At 65.9% G+C, this 19,642-nt stretch carries 3 protein-coding genes; all 3 read right to left on the bottom strand.

The window, feature by feature from the left end:
- Positions 1-146: 146 nt before the first annotated feature.
- Positions 147-1,835, bottom strand: coding sequence for a ShlB/FhaC/HecB family hemolysin secretion/activation protein (locus tag ACKWRH_RS14895; RefSeq protein WP_445221156.1), 1,689 nt, complete (start codon positions 1,833-1,835; stop codon positions 147-149).
- Between the two features lie 11 nt (positions 1,836-1,846).
- Positions 1,847-18,796 carry a leukotoxin LktA family filamentous adhesin gene (locus tag ACKWRH_RS14890; RefSeq protein WP_445221155.1) on the bottom strand — a complete coding sequence of 5,650 codons (16,950 nt, stop codon included), beginning with the start codon at positions 18,794-18,796 and terminating at the stop codon, positions 1,847-1,849.
- A gap of 71 nt (positions 18,797-18,867) precedes the next feature.
- Positions 18,868-19,623: a hypothetical protein gene (locus ACKWRH_RS14885; protein ID WP_445221154.1), complete on the bottom strand. Its 756-nt coding sequence runs from the start codon at positions 19,621-19,623 to the stop codon at positions 18,868-18,870.
- Between the last annotated feature and the right edge of the window lie 19 nt (positions 19,624-19,642).

Below are 19,642 nucleotides of genomic sequence, written 5' to 3'. Positions count from 1 at the left end.
ATCCTCCGTCATCGCGAGCGTAGCGACTTGTCCGCCGAAGCCTCGGCGAAGGCGGAAGCAATCCAGGCTGTCTCCGCGGAGGGATTCTGGATTGCGTCGTCGCAAGCGCTCCTCGCAATGACGACGGAGAGAGAGGCGGCTTGTCGCTACGACCTGCTCTTGCCGGCCACCGCCGCCACAGGCGCGGGGCTTTCCTGTTTCTGGAACATCAACAACGGCCGGATAATGACGCGGCCGTAGGCCTCGTAATGGTTCTGGGTCGAGACGGCCATCTTCAGCGGCGTCGCGTAATTCGCCTCGAACGTCATGAACGACGCGTAGGTCCATGAGAAGCCGACGCCGACCGAGCCCAACTCGGTAACCCCAGGGAATGTCGAATACACCGCACCCCAGTCGGTGAAGATGTAGGTGTCAAAGCCCTTCAGCCATTGCGACCAGTTGTAGTGCAGCTCGGCGTTGAAATAATAGCCGCTGTCGCCGGAAGCTGAGTTGGAGGGATAGCCGCGTACGGTGGTGGGACCGCCGATCGAGAAGACCTGGTCGCCCGGCAGCAGCTTTTCCTGCGTGTATTGCCAGCTCGCCAGCACGTTGGCGCTGAAATTCGCCGGCCCCGCCGCGCTGGTTGCGATCAGCGAACCGGTGTAGGTGTTGAACGTGCGGTTGTTGCTGAGCACATGGTCTTGCCACTCGATGTAGTTCACCGCCGGTGAGACCGTGATCGAATAGGCGTTGCCGGACTTCGTCACGGAGAGCCCGGCAGTGGCCTTGTCGTAATGGTCGTTGGTCACGTCGACCGTGGCGAAGCGGCTCACCGTCTTGCCCTCGGTCTCGGCGGCGTTGAACAGCACCAGCCAGTCCTGCGTCACCCAGAGCGGTTGGCTGAAATTGACCGCGGCCTGGCTCGAGCGTCCGGTGACGTCGAGCGCGACGAACGGCCCCTGGATGATCTTGATCTTGCCCTCGGTGTAGCTGACGCCGACGCGGCCGCCCCAGGGATTGACCGGAATATTGTAGGCGGCATTGCCGTTGAGATTGCCGTCGGCGCGGACGCCGTAGAAGGTCAGGCGGTCGTCGACGCCGAACAGGCCGTGGCGCTTGTAGAACGCGCCGCCCTCCCAACGCCCGGTGTTCTCGACGCCCTGGTTGTCGGTGAAGAGCTGCAGGGTGTCGACCGGCGGCTCGATCACCGCGAACTGGAGATCGGTCAGACCGAAGCTCGTGCCGGGCTGGAGCAGCGCCTTGATCTGCACGTCGTTGGTCCGGTTGAACCAGATCACGTCGCGATTGAGTTTTGGAACGTCGAGGACCTCGCCTTCGGGCGCCCCAACGCGCCGAAGGATGTAGTCGGTGCGGGTCTGCTTGTTGCCCTCGATGCTCGTCTTCTGGAGCCGGCCTTCGGTCAGCTTGATGCGGACGACCCCGCCCTTGGCATCCTGATCCGGCAGCGTCGCGATGCCCGTGACGATGCCGCGCTCGGTGTAGATGGCGTTGATGTCGGCAACGAGCTGCAACAGCGCGGCGATGTCGACGTTCTTGCCGACATATTTCTTCGCGATCTCGTCGAGCTCCGCCGGCGTGATGAACTTCGAGGAATCGAACTCGACCTTGCGCAGGCGGAATTTCGGCCCGCCCGGCTTCAGGAGCTGGGACTTCTCCCGCTCGCCGCCGATCACCGCAGGACCGGTGAGCTTGGGCGGCGCACTCTGCTGTTCGAGCTGGCGGCGCTGCCGGTCGATGTCGTTCTGGATGACGCCGGGATTGATCGACTGGGCGCGCGCGTAGGCGATGCAGCAAGCTGCAAGCCCGACCCCCAACGCTACCCCCCAAATCCGCATCCCGAATCTCGTTACCATGCCTGTGCGAGACGGCCAACGGACGGCTTCGCCGTCTCGACCGCCGCATCCTTCCAGCCCGGGCGACCCACGCGCTGCCCCTGACGGCGCAGCTTGCGCAGGTCGTTCAGTCCCTCGATGTTGACGGCGGGACCGGAGCCGATGGTTTCGACCGGACGCGGCGTCAGCAGCGCATCGAGCCGCGCCTGGCCGGAGAGGCCGAGCAAATAGAACGTCCCGCCATCCTTCTTCGCGAGCCAGGTCTCGATGCTCTCCTTGCCCTCGCCGTCGACCGGGATGTTGCGCATCATGCTGGCGCCGGTGAAGTCGTAGCAGCAGGTGTGGCCCGGTCCATAGTTGGTGACGCTCGCCGAGACGCCGTCGGTGTAGAACACCACATAGGCGTTGCTGACATTGGCGTTGCCGATCTGGCTCATCGTGAACACGCCGCCCGGCTGGTAAAGCTGGAGCGTCGGCCCATTGATCGGCGCCAGCGTCCGGTTGTTCAGGAACACCTGCTGGGTCGCGGTGGTGAGCATGAGCTGGCCCGGGACATAGCCGTTCAGGATCGTGACCGCATGCGCATTGGTCAGAACATTGGCGTCCACCACCTTGAACTGGTCGAAGATGACGCTGGGCGCGTCGATCGAGATGTGGGCCGAGGTCGCAGCGCCGCCGTCGGAGCCGGTCACGTTCATAACCAGCGGGATCGGCGGCGTCGAGCCGATCTGCTCGATGTTGACGTTGATCGTGGCCGCAGCGAGGTTGACCCCCTTCGTCGCGGTGATGGAGCGGATCGTCAGGTCACCGGTCGAGCTCAACTTGACGACGTCGCCGCTGATCCGGTCGAGCGAGAGCGGACCCACCGAGCTAAAGCGCGTATTGCCGTTGGCGGAGATCGATCCGCCGCGGATCGCTCCCGCGTCGGAGCGAAGGTCGACGTCGCCGGCATCGCCCGGGATACCGGTCGTGGTGAGCTGGCTGAAGACGATATCGTTTACGGCATGCAGGGTCTGCGTGCCGCCGCTGACGGCGGTGCCAACGGTGATCCCTCCGGCCGTCGCGGTGACGTCGAGCGTGCCGCCCACGTTGAGATGATCCCAACGAACGACGGTGCCGCTCAGGACTGCGTTGCCGGTCGTGGCCGTGAGGTTATGACCGGTGTTGGTCCCCGCCGCGATCAGCCTCGCCGAGCCATTGGCGGAGACCGAGCCCAGCATTGGCACGCCGCCCGACATCACCGTTTGCGCCAGGATGAAACCGTTATCCGCGTTGACGTTGATGCTGCCGGCATCGCCGTTGATGCCCGTCGTGGTCAGCGCGTTGAAGGTGACGTTGTCGTGGGCGTGGACGGTCTGCGTGCCGCCGCTCTGCGCCGTCTGGAGCGTGATGCTGCCCTGGCTTGACGTCACGCCCAGCGTCGTGCCGACATTGAGGACATTCCAGTTGACCGGACCGCTCGCGGTCAGCAGGCCCGAGCCGGTCGTGGCGGCGAGCGTGTTGCCGGTGATGGTCGTCGCCGCAAGCAGCGTCGCCGAGCCGTTGGCCGAGACCGAGCCCTGGCTCGTCACGCCGCCAGACGTCACCGTCTGCGCCAGGATGAAGCCGTTGTCAGCGGTGACGTTGATGCTGCCGGCATCGCCGGTGATGCCGGTCGTCGTCAGCGCATTGAACGTCACATTGTCGTGGGCGCGGATGGTCTGCGTGCCGCCGCTCTGCGCGGTCTGGAAGGTGATGCTGCCCTGCCCCGCGGTCGCGCCCAGCGTCGTCCCGGTGTTGAGGACGTTCCAGTTGATCGGGCCGCTGGCGGTCAGCAGGCCCGAGCCGGTCGCGGCGGCGAGCGTGTTGCCGGTGATGGTCGTGGCCGCAAGCAGCGTCGCCGAGCCATGGGCCGAGACCGAACCCAGCGTGGTCGCGCCGCCCGACATCACCGTCTGCGCCAGGATGAAGCCGTTGTCGGCGGTGACATTGATGTTGCCGACGTCACTGGCAGAGCCGGTGGCCGTGAGCGACTTGAACGTCACGTTCTGGCTGGCGTGGACCGTCTGCGAGCCGCTGCTGTCGACCGTGCCGATGACGATACTGCCATTGTCGATGACGGCGTTGAACTTGCCGCTGGCGCCGGTCGCCGTGCCTGCCAGCACCCGGTCGATCGTGAGCGCTTGGGTGCCGATCAGGTCGACGTTGCCCTTCAGCGCCGACAGCAGGGTCGCTTCCATGCCGGTCAAGGCCTGGAGATAGATGCCGCCATCGGACGTGCTTGCCGACAACAGCGACGCATTGAAGTTGAGCCGCCGCGTCGCGCTGCCGATGCCGTTGGACGCCGTGAGGTCGAGGCTGGCGCCGGCTCCGGAGGTCATGAAGGTGGTCTGGCCGTCACCATTACCGAGGATCGCACCGGCCGACGCCACGCCGCCGGCGCTGACGATGATCGACGGTGCATTGCCGGCCGCGGCATAGGACAGCGGCGTGTTGAGCTGGCCGAGGATCGCGTCGCCCGTCGTGACAATCGTGATGACCTTGGCCGCATTGATGGCCGAATAGGCGCCCATCGACAGCGTCGCTGCAACCAGGGTCACGCCGTCCGAGCTGCTGGTCGCGACCACCGGCGCCGCGCTGGTGCCGGCCGCGAATGTCATGCCGCGGTTGGAGAGCAGTTGCATCAGGCCGCCGCTGGTGATGTCGGCATTGATGGTGAGCGCGCCGCGCGCAGCGTTCAGCGTCAGCGCCCCGCCGGCCGTCAACGTCCCGGAGGGGCCGCTGGTGCCGACCACAAGGTCGCCGGTCACGGCGAGGAGGCTGAGGTCGCCGACCGCCGAGCCGGTCACCGCGCCCGAGATGTTCACCTGCAGCGGCTGGAAGGTCGAGCCGTTGAAGCCGATGCTGCCGCCGGCGCGCAGGTCGAGGTCGGTGCCCAGGATATGGATCGCCGAACGGTCGGTGAAGCCGGCTTCGGCGTAGATGCTGCCGGTCGCGGCGAGCTGGATCGCATTGCCGGCGGCGATGTTGCCGAGGACGAGATCGCCGGTGGTCTGCTTCACGTAGATGCCCTGCGCCGATGAGACCTGGTCGAGCTGGTCGTTGGACGGATCCGCGAACGCGATCTGAAGCGCGTTCGTATTGGTCGCGGGGTTGCTTCCGGCGGTTCCCGAGGGGGCACCGACATTGCCGTGCTCGGCGATCAGGGTCAGGTTGGCGATATCACCGGAGATCACGGCCCCGCCGACATTGGCGGAGATGCTGGTCACGGCGTCAAGCTTGACGTCACCGCGGCCGGTCACCTCGATGCCGTTGGCCTGCGCGGCCGTGATCGGGCCGTAATTCGCGGTGACGCCGCCGAGCGCGAGGCTGTTCTTGCTGCCGAGATAGACATTGGTCAGCGCCTTGGCCGAGATCGCGATCGGGTTGTCGACGACGACGAGGTTCTGCTGCGACAGGCTGACTGTATAGGTCGTGACATGGGTCGTCGGATCCGTGACCGCGCCGACGGTGAGCTGGCCTGGACCGGCGGTGGCGAGCAATCCCCTCTGCTCCGGCGTCAGCGACGAGGAATCGACGCTGGTGAAGGTGAAGGTCTGGGGCGCGGCCGAATTGCCGACCGAGCCGCGCGGCGCGTAGAGCATGATCTGGTTGGCGCTGACATTGGCCACGACGTTCTCGTCGATCGGCGGCGGCGCCGCGCCGACGGCCGACGACGACACCGTGTAGGCGAGCTGGCTCTGCGTCCACTGCGAGCCCGCGGTGATGATGCCATAGACCCGCTCGGTCGATGCGAGCGTGTAGCTGTAGTTCGAGTTGAAGTGGCCCGGTTGCAGGGCGGCCTGGAGCGCGGCGTTGGTCGGCAGGAACTGCTGATCCGTTGTCACGCCGTCAAACAGCTTGGTGAACAGGGTCGTCGAGAGCGAGCTGCCGAACACCGTCCCCAGCGGGTCGGCGGGCGCGGTTCCGAGCAATGTGGTCAGCGAGCTCTTGAGCTCGGCGGTGCTGATCTTGCCGAGCAGGAACTGGTCCCGCAGGAACCGCGTTGTGGCCTCGACCTTCATGTCCGTCGTCGAGACGTTGGCGGGATCGATGCCGAGCTTGGCAGCCACCTGCGCCCGCAGCACCGTCAACCCCACCGAGGTCGGGTTGTAGGTGCTTCCGTCCTGGAACGCGATGTTCTTGAGCTGGAAGTAGTCGTTGTAGGCCGACGTCACCATCGACTGGTAGCTGTTGACGGCGTTGGTGGCGGCGTTGCCGCTGAGCAGGTCGAGGCTCGTCCAGACGCTCTGCAGATGCTGGCTCTGCGCCTGGGTGAGACCGACCGCGGCCCGGCCGTTCAGAATGCTGGCCGAGTTACCGTCGGAGCCGGCAGCCTCCAGGAACACCGGGCCGCCGGTCGACTGGATCGTGCCGAGGCGGAGGTCGCCCTTGGACTGGACGATGTAGGTGCCGGTCGCCGAGGCGCTGTCGAGAACGCCGCCGTCGACGGCGCCGCCCGCCTGGACCGTCCCGGTCGCCTGGATCACCAGCGGATTGATGTTGGTCAGGGTCGACGCGCCGTTGACGACGGCACTCGTCGCGCCAATCGCACCGGAGGTGGAGTTGATCTCGATGTTCTTGCCGATCACGACGGGCGTGGCGACGTTGTAGGCCGAGGCCGAGTTGATGTCGCCGGTCGCCGACAGGAAGACGTTGCCTTGCGGCGTGGCGCCCGCCGCATTCACCTTCACCTGGTTGATCGACAGCGCGCCGATCGCCGAGATCGCGATGTCGCGGTCGATCGAGCTGGCGGTCAGGCTGCCGCCATAGATCTGCACCTGCACGGGGGCCTTGGTGGTGCCGAGCGAGCCGATGCCACCGTCACCCCGAAGCGTCACGCTGGTACCCGAGATCACCGGGTTGTTGGCATTCGCACCGACCGTGATGGACGAGTTGGCACCGGTGGCGGCGAGCGTCGTGGTGCCCTGGAGGTTATTGATCGACCCGTTGATGACGATGCCGGAGGTCGAATTGACCACGACGTCGCTGCTGCCACCGCCGGTGAACTTGATATTGATCGGGTTCGACGCCTTGACCGTGTTGGTCAGCGTCAGCGTCAGGTGATCATAGATTGCCTGGTACCAGTTGAACTGGGCGTCCGCGCCGCAGCACTTTTCCACGTGGGTGTTGAGTCCAACGGGAGATCCGTCCGGATTTGTCCCCCCCGCCCAGTGATAGCTGCCCGTAGCGGTGGTGACCTTCTGGTAATTGGTGCTCTGCGTGCCCGAAACCAGACTGGTGGTACGGGTCCAGTTCTCTCCGGTGGTCTGATTGGGCGTGAAGGCCCAGCCGTAGTCGAACTGCGTGCTGGTGGTCGGACGATCCAGCGTCGCGGTGTCGACCCACTGATAGAGCATGTTCTCCTTCGTCGCGTACTGGATCCCTGCCGTACCGGTCCTGGCCGTGAGCATCGACGGGTCGATCGCGGCCGCATTGACGCTGTTGACCTCGTAGCGCGACACCTGCTGGTTGCTCGCGGCCTTGGGATCGTAGACCCACCACGTCGTCTTGCCCTTGAGCTGGTCGACGATCTCGACCACGCTCTGGGCGCTGGCACCGGTGTTGATGGTGTTGGTGACGAGCGCAAGCCCGGTCGTGTTGTTGACCGTGATCGTGCCGGCACCGCCCTTGATCTCGATGTTGCCTTGGGTCTGGGTGCTGTCGGTCGAGGTCGAGATGATCTTGCCGTTCAGGTAGACGTAACCGCCCGCGCCCTGCACCACGCCGTTCAGGATGAACTGGTCGGTGAGAGCGTTGTATCTCACGCCGATCTTGGTATCGCCGGCGCCTGACGTGGTCAGATTGGCCCCTGAGATTTCGACATAGCTGCCGTTCTGCGCGTTGGCCTGGGCCTGTGCAAAGGCGGCACTGTTGCTCTTGAGATTCGTGACCTGCTGCAACGCATCGGCGCCGATGTTGACCGAGTAATTGCTGCTCGAGCCGGCCTGGATGGTGCCGTTGATGTTGATCACCGACGCCGAAATGATGACCGCCTGGCCGGTGATGGTCCGGGTGGCCGTCGCCGTCGCCGGCGTATTTGCGGTCTTCGGCGTGATTGCATCCGGCTGGATGTTGATGACCTGGAAGAAGGCCGAGCATCCCGAACAATTAAACGGCGTCTTGTACGGACCGCTATCCGCGTAGACATTCCGCCCGTCATAGGTCGTTTTCTCCCATGGCGCAGTCGAGATGACCTGAGTGGTCGGCCCCTCGATCTGCTGGAGCGTGGCGACGCTCGGCACGCTGCCCGCGTTGGGATTGCCGTTGCCGGGCGCACCCGAGCCCACCGGCAGGAAGATCGACGAGTAGAGCGAGACGCCGTCGTAAAACGTCATCAGCATGCGCGCCGTGAAGATCGTGCTGGCGTCGGCGTTGCCGACCGGCGCATAGATGCCGCTACTGCCGCTGGCGCAGCAATAATAGAAATACGGGTGATCGCCCCCCGAGCCGATATGCGGCGCGGACTCGTAGGCGCCGTAGGCGCCGAGATAGGTCGCCGCCGTCATCACCGCCGTCAGCGCGTCCTCCGGCCGGTTTTCCGTGGTCTCCCATTGCGAGGTGACCGCGCTGCTGCTGTCGTAGAAGCTGCCGAGGCCGCCGAGGAAGGTGAAGGTGCCTTTGGGCACCACGATCTGGACGGTCGCGGCGCTGAGCGACTGCGATGCGACGACGCTGCCGAGATTGTTGACGATCTTGAGCAGGCCGTTGCCGTTGTTGACGGCGCCGTTGAAATAGATGTCGGGCGTGCGGGTCAGCACGTTGCCGTTCTGGTCGATGCCCTGGCCGCTGTCGGGATCGAGGCGGTTGTAGGTCGCGGAGATGTCGATGACCGGCGTCGCGCTCGGCATCGCGGTGAAGGTCACGTTGGAGTGCGAATCCGGGTCGACATGGTCGATCTGGCGATAGGTGATGTTTCCTCCGGTCACGTCGGTGACCGTGAGGTTGGCCAGGCTCATGAAGTCCAGGCCCTTGTTCTCGATCTTGATCAACGGCGAGCTGCGCGCGATCACCGCCGGCGCGGCCGGGTTCGTGCCGCTGTTTCCGGTCAGCTTCTGAGCCAGGATCGAGACGTTGCCGGCCGAGACCATCATGTCGCCGAACGCGAAGGCGTTGCCGGGCGCGTCGGAGGTGAACGGCGCCTGCTTGATCAGGGTATCGATCTGGCGCTGGACGTCGCCGGTCGGATCGGTACCGGACGGCGACATCGTGGCGGGCGACGTCGGCGTCGCCGCCGCGAGCTGCGAGCGGACCTGCGCTGCGGTCAGGCCTGTCAGCGTCGCCAGCTGGTTGACCACCAGCTGGTACGGATTGAAGTTGCCGACGACGGTGTACTGGACCGTCTGGTGGTTCCAGCTCATCGTCGGATTGAAGTGATTGACGTCGGAGACATATTCGAGGACCGGCGACGTGCCGTTCGTCAGCGACGAGTACGGGCTGGTCGTGCTCAGCGTCGGCGTGCTCGCACCCAGGTCGATCGTGATGGTCAGATCGTTGTTGATGCCCGCCACCACCAGCCCGTTGAGCGCGACATCGCCGGTTCCGCTGGTGTGGCTGTGGTTGTCGCTGTTCTTGGCGCTGAAGATGTCCAGATACGGATTGTAGTTGCTGCCGTTGCCGGCCGCGGTGACCTGCCCCTGTGTCGCGCCGAGATAGATGTCGCGCGCGCCGAGCACGCTCGAGGTGGGGGCGAGCGTCAGGCTGGTGGTGTCGTCGGCATTGGCCGTGCCGCGGTAGAGCGCGGAGATCGGGATGGCGGTGTTGTTGTAGACGACCGTCGTCGCCGTCGCCTGAACGCTGCTGAAGACGCTGCCGTCGCCGGCGAGGCCCGCATAGATGTTGATGTCGCGCCAGGCCACGATCTTCGCGCCGTCGCCGACATTGACGGACTGGTTGGCATGCACCCAGGTATTGGTGCTGGCGCCGACGCCCGCGATCGCGCCGTAGAGGCTGGCATTGGCATTGTTCGCCGCCGCCATCTTCGCGGCCGTGCCGATATAGATCTTGCCGGCGCTGAACAGCTCGCGGGCATTGATGTTGACCGCGAGCGTGGCATTCGCGGTCATGTTGGATTCGGCGCCGCCGCCGGCGAAGAAGCTGGCCGTGGCCAGGCTCGCCGTGTCGTTGGTGTTCAGCGTGTTGTAGGCCTCGATATTGATGAACGCCGCCGACGTGAGCGGATCGTCGTTGAGGCTCAGCACCGTGCCGGCGCCGATATTGGTGTTGACGGTCTGGGTGACGGTCGAGGTGCTGAGCGCGGCCGCGCCGGAGAACGAGCCGCCGGAGCCCGAACGCGCGCCGCCGCCGCCCTGGTTGACGATGTCGTTGGCGATGACGACCATGTTGCCGCCCGCCGAATTGATGATCAGATGCGTTCCGATCTCGGCGGTCGTGGTCGAGTCGACGTCGTTCTGTGCCTTGCCGGCGGACACGCCGGCCGTCGACGCCTGGTAGGCGTCGCCGCTCGCGGCGTAATTCGTGGTGTGGATGGCATTGATGCGGAGGCCGCCGAAATAGAGCGTGTCGTCGCTCGTGCCGCCGTCGAACCGCGCGTTGGTCACGGCGGTCGAACTGGTCGTGGCGACTGCGGCCGCGCCGGCATAGGTACCGCCCGCACCTACCAACGCGGAGGAGACATTGGTGTCGGTGCCGGTCGCCGTGATCCGGAGGATGCCCGTGTACGCGCCGTGGTTCAGCGCATCCATGTCCGCCGGCGCGCCCAGATAGGCATAGGTGTGGGCACTCGACGACGTCTGCGCGACGGTGGCGCCGATCGCCAGGAATCCGGTCGAAAGGCCGGTCGCCTCGGCGTACTGGGCGCTGTCGTTTTCAGCCGCGATGGTCACATTGGCGTTGGGCAGCGTAATCCCCGTCCCGCCATAGGCGTTCACCGTCGCGTTCTCGGACGCTTGGGCAAGGCTGCCCTGCGCGCCGATCAGCGAGCCGCCGCCGCCGGCTAGCGCCTTGGCCCAGGTCGTCGTGCCACCGGTCGGAACCAGCGCCATGGCGGTCACAGCGAGCGCACCGCCCGAGAAGCTGACGTCGTCGCCGACATCGGCCGTCACCGTGGCACCGACCGTGGACTTGGCGATGGCAACGCCGACGGCACCGCCGCCGACCGAAACGCCGATCGCCTCGCTCGACAGGTTGGGCGTGATCGAGGCCGACACCAGCGTGCCGACGCCGGTTGCGGACGTCGTGATCTCGGCACCGCTGCCGATCTCTGCCAGCACGGACGAGTTCTCGTGGGCCTCCGCATCCGCACCGACGCCCGCGACGATACCGCCGCCGAGCGCCGTTGCCGTCGTGGTCAAGGTGCCGGCGCCGGACGCACCAACCGCCAGCGTCGAGCTATTGACGACGGCGTCGTCGAGAACCTTCGCCGCGACCGAGCTCGATCGTCCCGCGGACGCGACCGAAGCACCGACCGCCACGGCGCCGCCGGTGACGCCGCCCGTGAAGACGACCTGCGTTGACGAATCCAGCGCCATCACGGCGACGCCGTTGCCGCCCGTGCCGGTGATCTGGCCGCCGAGCTGGGCCGTCACGGTGTTGGCGACGTTGCCGACCGCCACCGCCGCCTGCGCGCCGAAGTAAAGTGCCGCACCGCCGGCGATCGCCTCGGTGTCGATGGTCTTGCCGCCATAAGGTCCGGTGCTCGCGTCCTTGACGACCGCCGCAACGTTGACGGTCGGCGCGGAAACGATCGCGCTCAGATTGGCCAGCACGCTGCTGCTGACGCTGGTGTAGCCGATGCCGGCGCCGATACCGACGTTCTTGGCGAAGCCGGCACCGAGCAGGTACATCTTGGCGGCGTTGGCGCTGGTGGCGCCGACATTGACCTCGGTGCCCGTGACGTTGCCGCCCGCGATCTGCGCGGTGACGCCGTCATTGCCGCCGGTCAGCACGCTGCTGACGTCGTAGGTCGAGGTGACGTTCGCGCCGTTCGGACTGCCGGCCGTGCCGCTCGCGACCGCGTCGCTGCCGTGCGAGGTGCTGGTGCGGCTGTTGACGGCCGCGATGGTGCCGTTGCCGTTCTGATTGAGCTGGCCGGTCTGCTGCCCCTGCGTGTCCGGATCGGCCGTGTTGGTGCCGATGATGATGACGCCGACCGTCGCGCCGATGCCGACGCTGCCGCCGATGCCGGCGGTCACCGCATAGGACAGCACTTCCTTGGTGCTGAGCGCGCCGACATTGATCGCGCCGGACGAGTTCAGATTGCTGTTGCGGCTTTCCGCCGTGGTCTTGCTCTTGAAGACGATGACGTTGGCCGCCGCACCGACGCCGACGCCCGCCCCGCTGGCGCCGATCGCGAGCGCGCCTGCGATCTCCTTGATCGCCACGTCCTCGTTGGCGTTGATCGTGACGGCGCCGGCCGCGCCACCCGTCACCGACTGCAGCGTGGTGTCGTAGACGCCGGCAATGGTGGTGTTGTTGGCGATCTCGATGTTCGCCATGCCGGCGATCGCGGCCGTCCCGGTCGAGAGCGCGCCGCCGATCGCATAGGCCTCGAAACGGTTCTTGGTGTTGGCCTCGACGTCGAGCGCACCGCTCAGATTGAGCGCGGTCGTGTGCGGCGCACTGCCGCCCTCGTAATGGTACTCGTCGCCGACATAAGCGAGCGTTCGATTGGAGGAGACCTGGACCAGGAACGCCGCGCCGATCGCGGCCTGGCTGCCATAGGCGCCGGAGCCGTTCGCGGAGAAGATGCCGGTGTTGTTGTTGGCGTTCACCGTCAGCGACGACGCCGTCAGCGCGCCGCCGTCGACATAGGCCTCCGTCGTCGCCTGGAACACGTTCAGCCCGACCGAGCCGGTGTTGAAGCCGACCGCGACCGAGGACGCATCCTGCTCGGCATTGGCCTTCACAGTCACCGCGCCGACCGTCGGGCTCGACGACTGGACGCCGCCGACCGTGGCATTGGTGATATAGGCGTAGGTATCGCGCGCCATCGTCGTAGAGATGATGGTGGCGCCGCCGCCGCCGTTGCCGGTGGGCGGGACGATGCCGGCGCCGAACGTGCCGGAATAGGAGAAGCTCGACGCGGCGACCTCGATCTGCGGCTTGAGCGTCGACGAGCTCAGGCGCGTGTCGATGGACGCGCTGTCGATATAGGCCCGCGTCGCCCCGCTCATCACATTGGTGATCGGGTTGATCATGATGGCGATGCCGCTGCTCGCGGCGAGCGAAGCGACATTGGCCGTGACCGCCTGGTGCGAGCTCGCGACCACGGCGAGGCCGCGCACGGTGTCCTGGTTCTCGGAGAGGTCGGGCGTGCTGTCGCTCGGCGCATGCGCCGTGCCGAGGTCGAACGCATGGACGAGCGTGCCGTTGTTGACCGACAGCGTATCGGTCGAGCTGGTCCCGAGCGCGTCGACCTTGGTGTTTGCGCCGCCGATATAGGCGGCGGTGGTTCCGGTGATCCGGTTGGTCACCAGCGAGCCGGCACCGCCGGCCGCGCCCTTGCTGATCGAGACGGCGCCGGCGAACACCGCCGCCTTGTCGTTGTTGCCGGCGATCACGCCGACATTGTTAGTGGCGGTGACGTCGGCGCCGTTGATGCCGTTGGTGCCGGCCGCGGTGATGCTGGCGGTGACGTTGGTGCCCATCAGATTGGTGGCGACCGAGCCGGCAAGACCGACCTGCGAGGACATCGCGATACCGACCGCGACGGTCGAGATGCTGGCGTTCGAGTTTGCGCCCACCCCGACATTGCCCGAGGCGACCAGCTTGGAGCCGGTGACGGTGGCGCTGACATTGTTGGCGATGCTGCTGTTGACGAGCGCGAGGCCCGCGGCGCTGCCCTGCGTCGAAGCGCCCGCGACGGCGGCGGTCCCGGTGATGCTGGAATTGTCGGTCGCGTTGACGGAGATGTTCTTGGCCGTGACGGACGATTGCGTCGCGCTGGACAAATTGTTGCCGATCGCCGCCGAAACGGTGTTGGCGATCGAGCTGATGGTGGTGCCGCCGACGCCCGCAAACTGTCCGGTCGCAAGACCGAAGCCGATCGTGACCGCCTGGATCTTGGAGGAATCGACCGCGCTCACGCTGACATTGCCGTTGCTGCCGGCCGTTATCAGGACGTTGGCGATATAGGCCGAGTGCGTCGTCGCGATCGTGTTGTAGACGATCGAGGCGCCGACATTGTTCTTGCCGGCCTGGATGAGGCCCGCAATGGAGACGATGCTGGCGCCCGGGCCGTTGCCGGTGCCGCCGTTGAGCGCGGCCGCGCCGAAGTCGATGCAGTTCTGCCCGCCGGTGCCGCCGGCGACCGTGCAGGTGTCGGAGGCGAGCAGATTGTTGTTCGACTTCTTGACGAGATTGCCGAGCGCCGTGTCCAGCGCCGAGACGGCGCCGCTGTCCGCCAGCACCGTGACGCGGCCGACATTGATGTTCACCGTCGCCCCGCTGCTGATATAGGCGGTCGTGGTGGGCGAGATCTCGCTGACGACGATCGCGCCGGCAAGTCCGTTGGCGTTGGCCCCTCCCCCGCCCGAGGCCGCACCGGCCGCAATCACGCTGGCGCTGTCGGCCATCACCAGCAGGGTGTCGTAATTCGAGATCGATGTGGTGCGGATGTGCGCGTCGGTCGCGTTTCCGCCGGTGGGATCGGCAATCGACGCGTAGGTCAATCCGATGCCGACGCCAGCCTGGCCACCCGAAAGATAGAGTGAGCCGCCGCCGATCGCGATATTCGTGGTCTGGTAGGCGTCGACCTCGAGCGCGCGGTTGACGCCGGTCGCCTGCCCCGTGATCGTCGAGCTCTCGATATAAGCGTTGGCGCTGTCGGTGATGATGCCGACCGAGGCCGACAGCGACGCCGAATTGGATTTCGATCCCGCCACGCCGATGGCGACGACGGTCTCCGAGCCGCCATTGAGCGCCTGCACCGTCACCGAACTCTGATTGTTCATGGTGGTGCCGTAGATATAGGCGAGCGTCGCGTTGTTCGACATCGCCGACGCGATCGCGCCGCCGATCGCAGCCCCCGTGGCGGACCCTCCGGCCAGATTGAGCGCCGCGGAGCCGGAACCATTGTTGAGCATGGTGTCGTTGAGCGCCTGGACGATCGTATTGGTCACCACAGTGCCGGTCGTGGTGTACTTGTTGACCGTTGTGTTCTTGATGTAGGCGCTGGTGCCGAGCGAGACGTCGCTCACCGACGAACTGCCGGCGAGATCGAGGCTGAAGCCGCTGGTGCTCGATCCCGAAGTCGAACCGATCTTGCTCGCGGCCGTCGCCACCCCGGCGGCCCCTCCGGTCGAGGCCGCGCCGGCGGCGCCCGCCTTGTCGGAGAAGCTCGACGACGCCGGGTCGGAGACGGCTGCAGCGACGGCGGCCGCGGTGATGCGCCCCGAAGTGGTCGCGCTCAGCGTCAGATTGTCGACATTGACCGCCCCGCTTCCACCGCTGGTGCCGGCAAACGGATCGTTGGAGCTGAACACGCCCGGCCGGATATCGGAATGGTTGTCGCCGACATAGGCGGAGGTGTCGGTATTTGCGCCGAGATAGGCGACCGACAGTCCAACCGCTGAACCGCCGCTGCCGTTATAGCTCATCGCGCCGGACAGCGTCACGACCGACAGGTCCTGCTGCGCCAGGATGCCGACGGTCGGCGCATAGACGGTGGCCTGGTTCGAGATCGACGCATGCGTCGTGTTGTTCAGGAAACCGAGCGAGGTGATGCCGTTCAGCGCCAGCGTGCCGGCCGCCTTGCCGGACGACGGCGCGACGGCGACGAACTTGTCCGAGGTGATCGCGTTGACGGCGATATCGTCCGCCGCACGCAGCGTCGCGCGGTCCGAAACGCCGGCGATGGTGTTGGTGTTGAACTGGACGAGATTGAGCGCACCGCCGACCGAGGAGCCGCCCGACGTGTTGCCGAACAGGAAACCGAGCGTGCCGACATTGCCGGCCGCGTCGATCGACGCCGTGGTGGTGGTGGCCGCGACCTGGAGGCTGGCGTTGTAGGTGTGGACGTCGCCATTATCCATCCCGACCGACCAGCCGGTGCCACTGCCGCAGGCCGCGGTCGCGCAGATCGCCGTCAGGCTCGCGCTGCCGGCCACCCACGCCGTCGTGTTGTTGTTCACGACGAAATGGTTCAACGAACCGGCGATCCCGATCGTGTCGCCGGCATCCGCAGTGGCATTGGCGTAGCTCGTCAGGATGTTGCCGCCGACGCCGAGATTGCCGTTGAGATGACTCAGAACCGCACCCAGCCCGTCCCACTTCAGCCAGGTGTTGGTAATCGGCAGTTCGGTGGTGGCATCGACGGCGATATTGGCCGCGTTGATCAGCGTGCCATTGCCGACATAGGCGTTCGAATTGTGGGTGAAATTGCCCCAGGCAACCGCCGCGCTGATTGCCGTGCTCTCGCCGGACACCGGGTCCTTCGTGATCGCGCTTGAAGTCGCGTTGCTGCGAACGCCGCGATCGATGACATTGCTGGCAACGGCGACATTCCCGCTCGCATAAATGCTGGGCGCGCCGCCGCTCGGATTTTGCGCGATTGCAGCGGTCGCGCTCTGGGTGCTGTTGGCGATCGACAACGCCGCTGCGACCTTGAAATCGAAGTTCAGCGGCATCAGCGACCCCATGTGGTCCCTGATGATCGACGTCGGCGAGGTGACGGCGCGCAGTCCTCTTTCAATCGCCGCGATCAGCGCGGGCAGCCCGGCGATCGACGAAGCCATTGTGGAATTGATCGTGGTGTCGGACGTAGCCTCAACCAGAACGGAGCCATTCATCCGGTTGTTGATGTCGGTTCCGAGCGATGCGCCGAGTGTTGCGGTCGCGGACGTCGTGATGTCGCTGATTGCCAACGCCCCGCCGACGGCGCCGCTCGCGCCCGTCCCGGGTGCCGCAACCGACGTTGCGCTGGTCGAGAACGAGTTGTTGTTGATCGCGCGCACCTTCAGCGTGCTGCCGTTGTTCACCGTGCCTGCCGCAAGGTGCGCGCCGGTCGCGACATTGACGGTCGTCGTCACCGTTCCCGTGGAATAGGCCACCGTCGGGACGATCTGCGCGCTCGTCGACGCCGCGAGGGCAGAGACGGCGACGGTCGCGTCGTTGAGTGCCTTGATCTCGAGGTTGCCGCCGGCGTTGATCGTCGCGCCCGAGGCCACGTTGGTCGTGGCGGTGCCGTCAATCTTGCCGACGACCACACCGGCCGCGACCGGCGTCAGGCTGCCGAGCAAGGTGGACGCGACGGCCGGATCGGAGGCGGTCTCCGTGGCATGCGCGGAAACGGTGACGTCGCCGCGGCCGTTGATGTCGGCATGGCTGTTGATGTTGATGACCGCCGAGGCGCTGGCCGCGACATAACCACCATTGAGCCCGAGCACCGAGGCGGCGAGCGTCGAGCCGACAAGCGCGAAATCACCGGCCACGGAACCGTTCAGGAAGCTCGACACGGCCGTCGAGGTCGCGCTGATCGAGATGATGCCGCCGGTGATCTTGCCGTCGACCGTGATCGCCGTCGCGGCGGTGGCCTGGCCTGACAGCTTGATGTCGCTCGCCGTTGCCCTCAGCGTCACATTACCGTCGGCGTAAGTGGTTCCGCCGAAATTGACCGACTGGGCCAGGATCTGCGCGCCGTTCATGATCTCGATGTTCGGCGCGTCGATGATGACGTTGTTGGCGTTGCCGGTCGAATGGCCGGAGCCATCGAGACGGCGGGCATCGATCATCGCATGCGCGGCGAGCGTGATGGAATGATCGGCCTGGATGAGGTAGTCGGCACCGGCGCTGAGCCCGGCGAGCGCATTCACGATCGAGCTGTTCGACAGCGTCACGCCGGTGTCGCCCTGGGCGGTATCGCCGACGACCACGTCTGTCGGGTCGATCAGCAGCGTGCCGGCCTTGCCGTTGTCCGCACTGAGGTTGACCTTGATGCCTCGGCCGATGTCGATGATCCCGTTCGCGCTGAAATCGACGAGACCGGCATTGCCCATCTTCGCGCTGGCGTCGAACTTGGCTCCGCCCGCGACCGTCAGGTTCTGCACCGCCTTCAGGCGGATCTCGCCGGCATTACCGTTTGCGCTTGCGATGTTGAGATTGGCTCTCTTGCCGACATCGATGTTGTTGCCGGCTTGCACCGTGATGTTGCTCGGCGTCGCAGTCTTGCTCTGCGCCGTCAGGCGCCCGTTGATCCTGGCGTTGTTGACGGCGCCGATATGGATCGAGCCGTTGCTCACGGTGATCGCGCTGGCGCTGCGCAGGCCCTTGGAGTTCACGGAGGCCGCAAACTTCGCGGCGTGATCGAGATTGGCGATGTCGCGCTGGGTGGCGCCGCCGACAAAGACGTTCTGCCCGGTCAGACGCACGCCGTCGATCGCGTTGATGCGGCCATAGATACGGATGTTGCCGTCGGGCGAGACCGGGAACGAACCCGCCATCAGATTGCCGACCGCCGACTGGTTGATCTGCCCGCCCGCGCCGATCAGGCTGTCGGTGAACTCGCGCGTCGGCGTCGAGACGTTGAGGCTGCCGACATTCACCGTGCCGGAACGGCCGACCACGAACCCCTTGGGGTCGGCGAAATAGACGTTACCGCCGATCGAGCCGTTCATATAGGAGTTCAGCGTGCCGTTGACGTAGACCGGGGCGTCGCGAACGATGTTGACCAGGTTCTGGGTGCCGGTCGGCAGTTGCAGATTGACGGTGTTGCCCTGCCCGACGCTGAACTGCGAGAACGAGTTGAAGGCGTTGTTGCCCGAAATCGTCGACGTTGTGACGTTGGTGACGCCGCCTGATGTCTGCAAGCTGGTGCCGGTGCGTCCATCAGGAACGATCACGTTCGCCGTCTGCGCCTGCAGGCGGACACTGAACACCGGCAGGAAGACCATCTGCATCGCGCAGAGCAGCGACATCGAACGGAAGCGCGCCAGCCCCCGCAGCGTCGTCAGCTCGTCATTGTGTCGCGTCGCAGATGGTCCGCGCATTTCAGATCCTCTTCATCGGCATTCGCGCCGATCCACAACCGGGTGGGAGAATGTCGTGAGGTCGTCCGGCATCAGAACTGGCCAGGCGGCAGCTTGAAGATGTCGGGGCTCTTGGCGTCGGCCACGTAGAACAGCAGCAGGCTGGTCGGGGTCAGCACACGCTGGTTGTTCTCCTTGTTCTCGAACGTGCCCTGCAAAAGCAGGATCACCGAGCGATCCTTGGCGTCGCTGCCGCGGAACATCACGATGCCGCCGGCAACCGGCATGTTGACCGCGATGGAATCGGGCTTGAAGCCTTCGCCCATGAAATGGGCGCGCAGGATGTTGGCGTTGGAGAACAGCTTCTCCGGCGTCATCGCCGTGTCGGTCCCCTTCGACCAGACGGCGCCGATCTGGATCAGCGACTTGGACTTGTAGCCGAACACATAAGAGAGCTCGGCAGTCCCGCCGTTCGGCAGCAGCTCGGGAACGGACATGAGGATGCTGTGCGTCAGCTCGGACGCGTTGTCCTGCGCCTTGATGGCGTCGGGCTTGGCGTTGAAGTCCTTGATCATCGCCGCGCGCACGTCGGCTTCGCTCATGCCGAATTTGGCGGAGCGGAAGCCGTCGATCGCCTTGGTCGTCTTGTCGTCCGCACCGGCGGTCGGCGTCTCGGTCGCAGCAGCGACCGGCGCACCGGCGGCGGTAGCTGGCGCCGCACCGGCAGCGGCGGCTCTGGGTGCCGGCGCAGCCTTCTGCTTCGGCACCGCTCCCTGAGCCGCGAGCGGCCCGGCTGCAACTGAGGTCAGCAGGCCCACGAGGGCCGGAAGAAGATAGATTTTGCGCATCGAAAACCTTCGAAACAAA

The organism is Bradyrhizobium sp. Pa8 (assembly GCF_052588265.1).
Note: the sequence above shows the minus strand (reverse complement) of the source record. Positions and strands in the feature narration are given on the sequence as shown.

Excerpts from the sequence above, each read along its gene's own strand:
- ACKWRH_RS14885 (WP_445221154.1), bottom strand. The coding sequence starts at position 19,623 with ATGCGCAAAATCTATCTTCTTCCGGCCCTCGTGGGCCTGCTGACCTCA.
- ACKWRH_RS14895 (WP_445221156.1), bottom strand. The coding sequence starts at position 1,835 with ATGCGGATTTGGGGGGTAGCGTTGGGGGTCGGGCTTGCAGCTTGCTGC.
- ACKWRH_RS14890 (WP_445221155.1), bottom strand. The coding sequence starts at position 18,796 with ATGCGCGGACCATCTGCGACGCGACACAATGACGAGCTGACGACGCTG.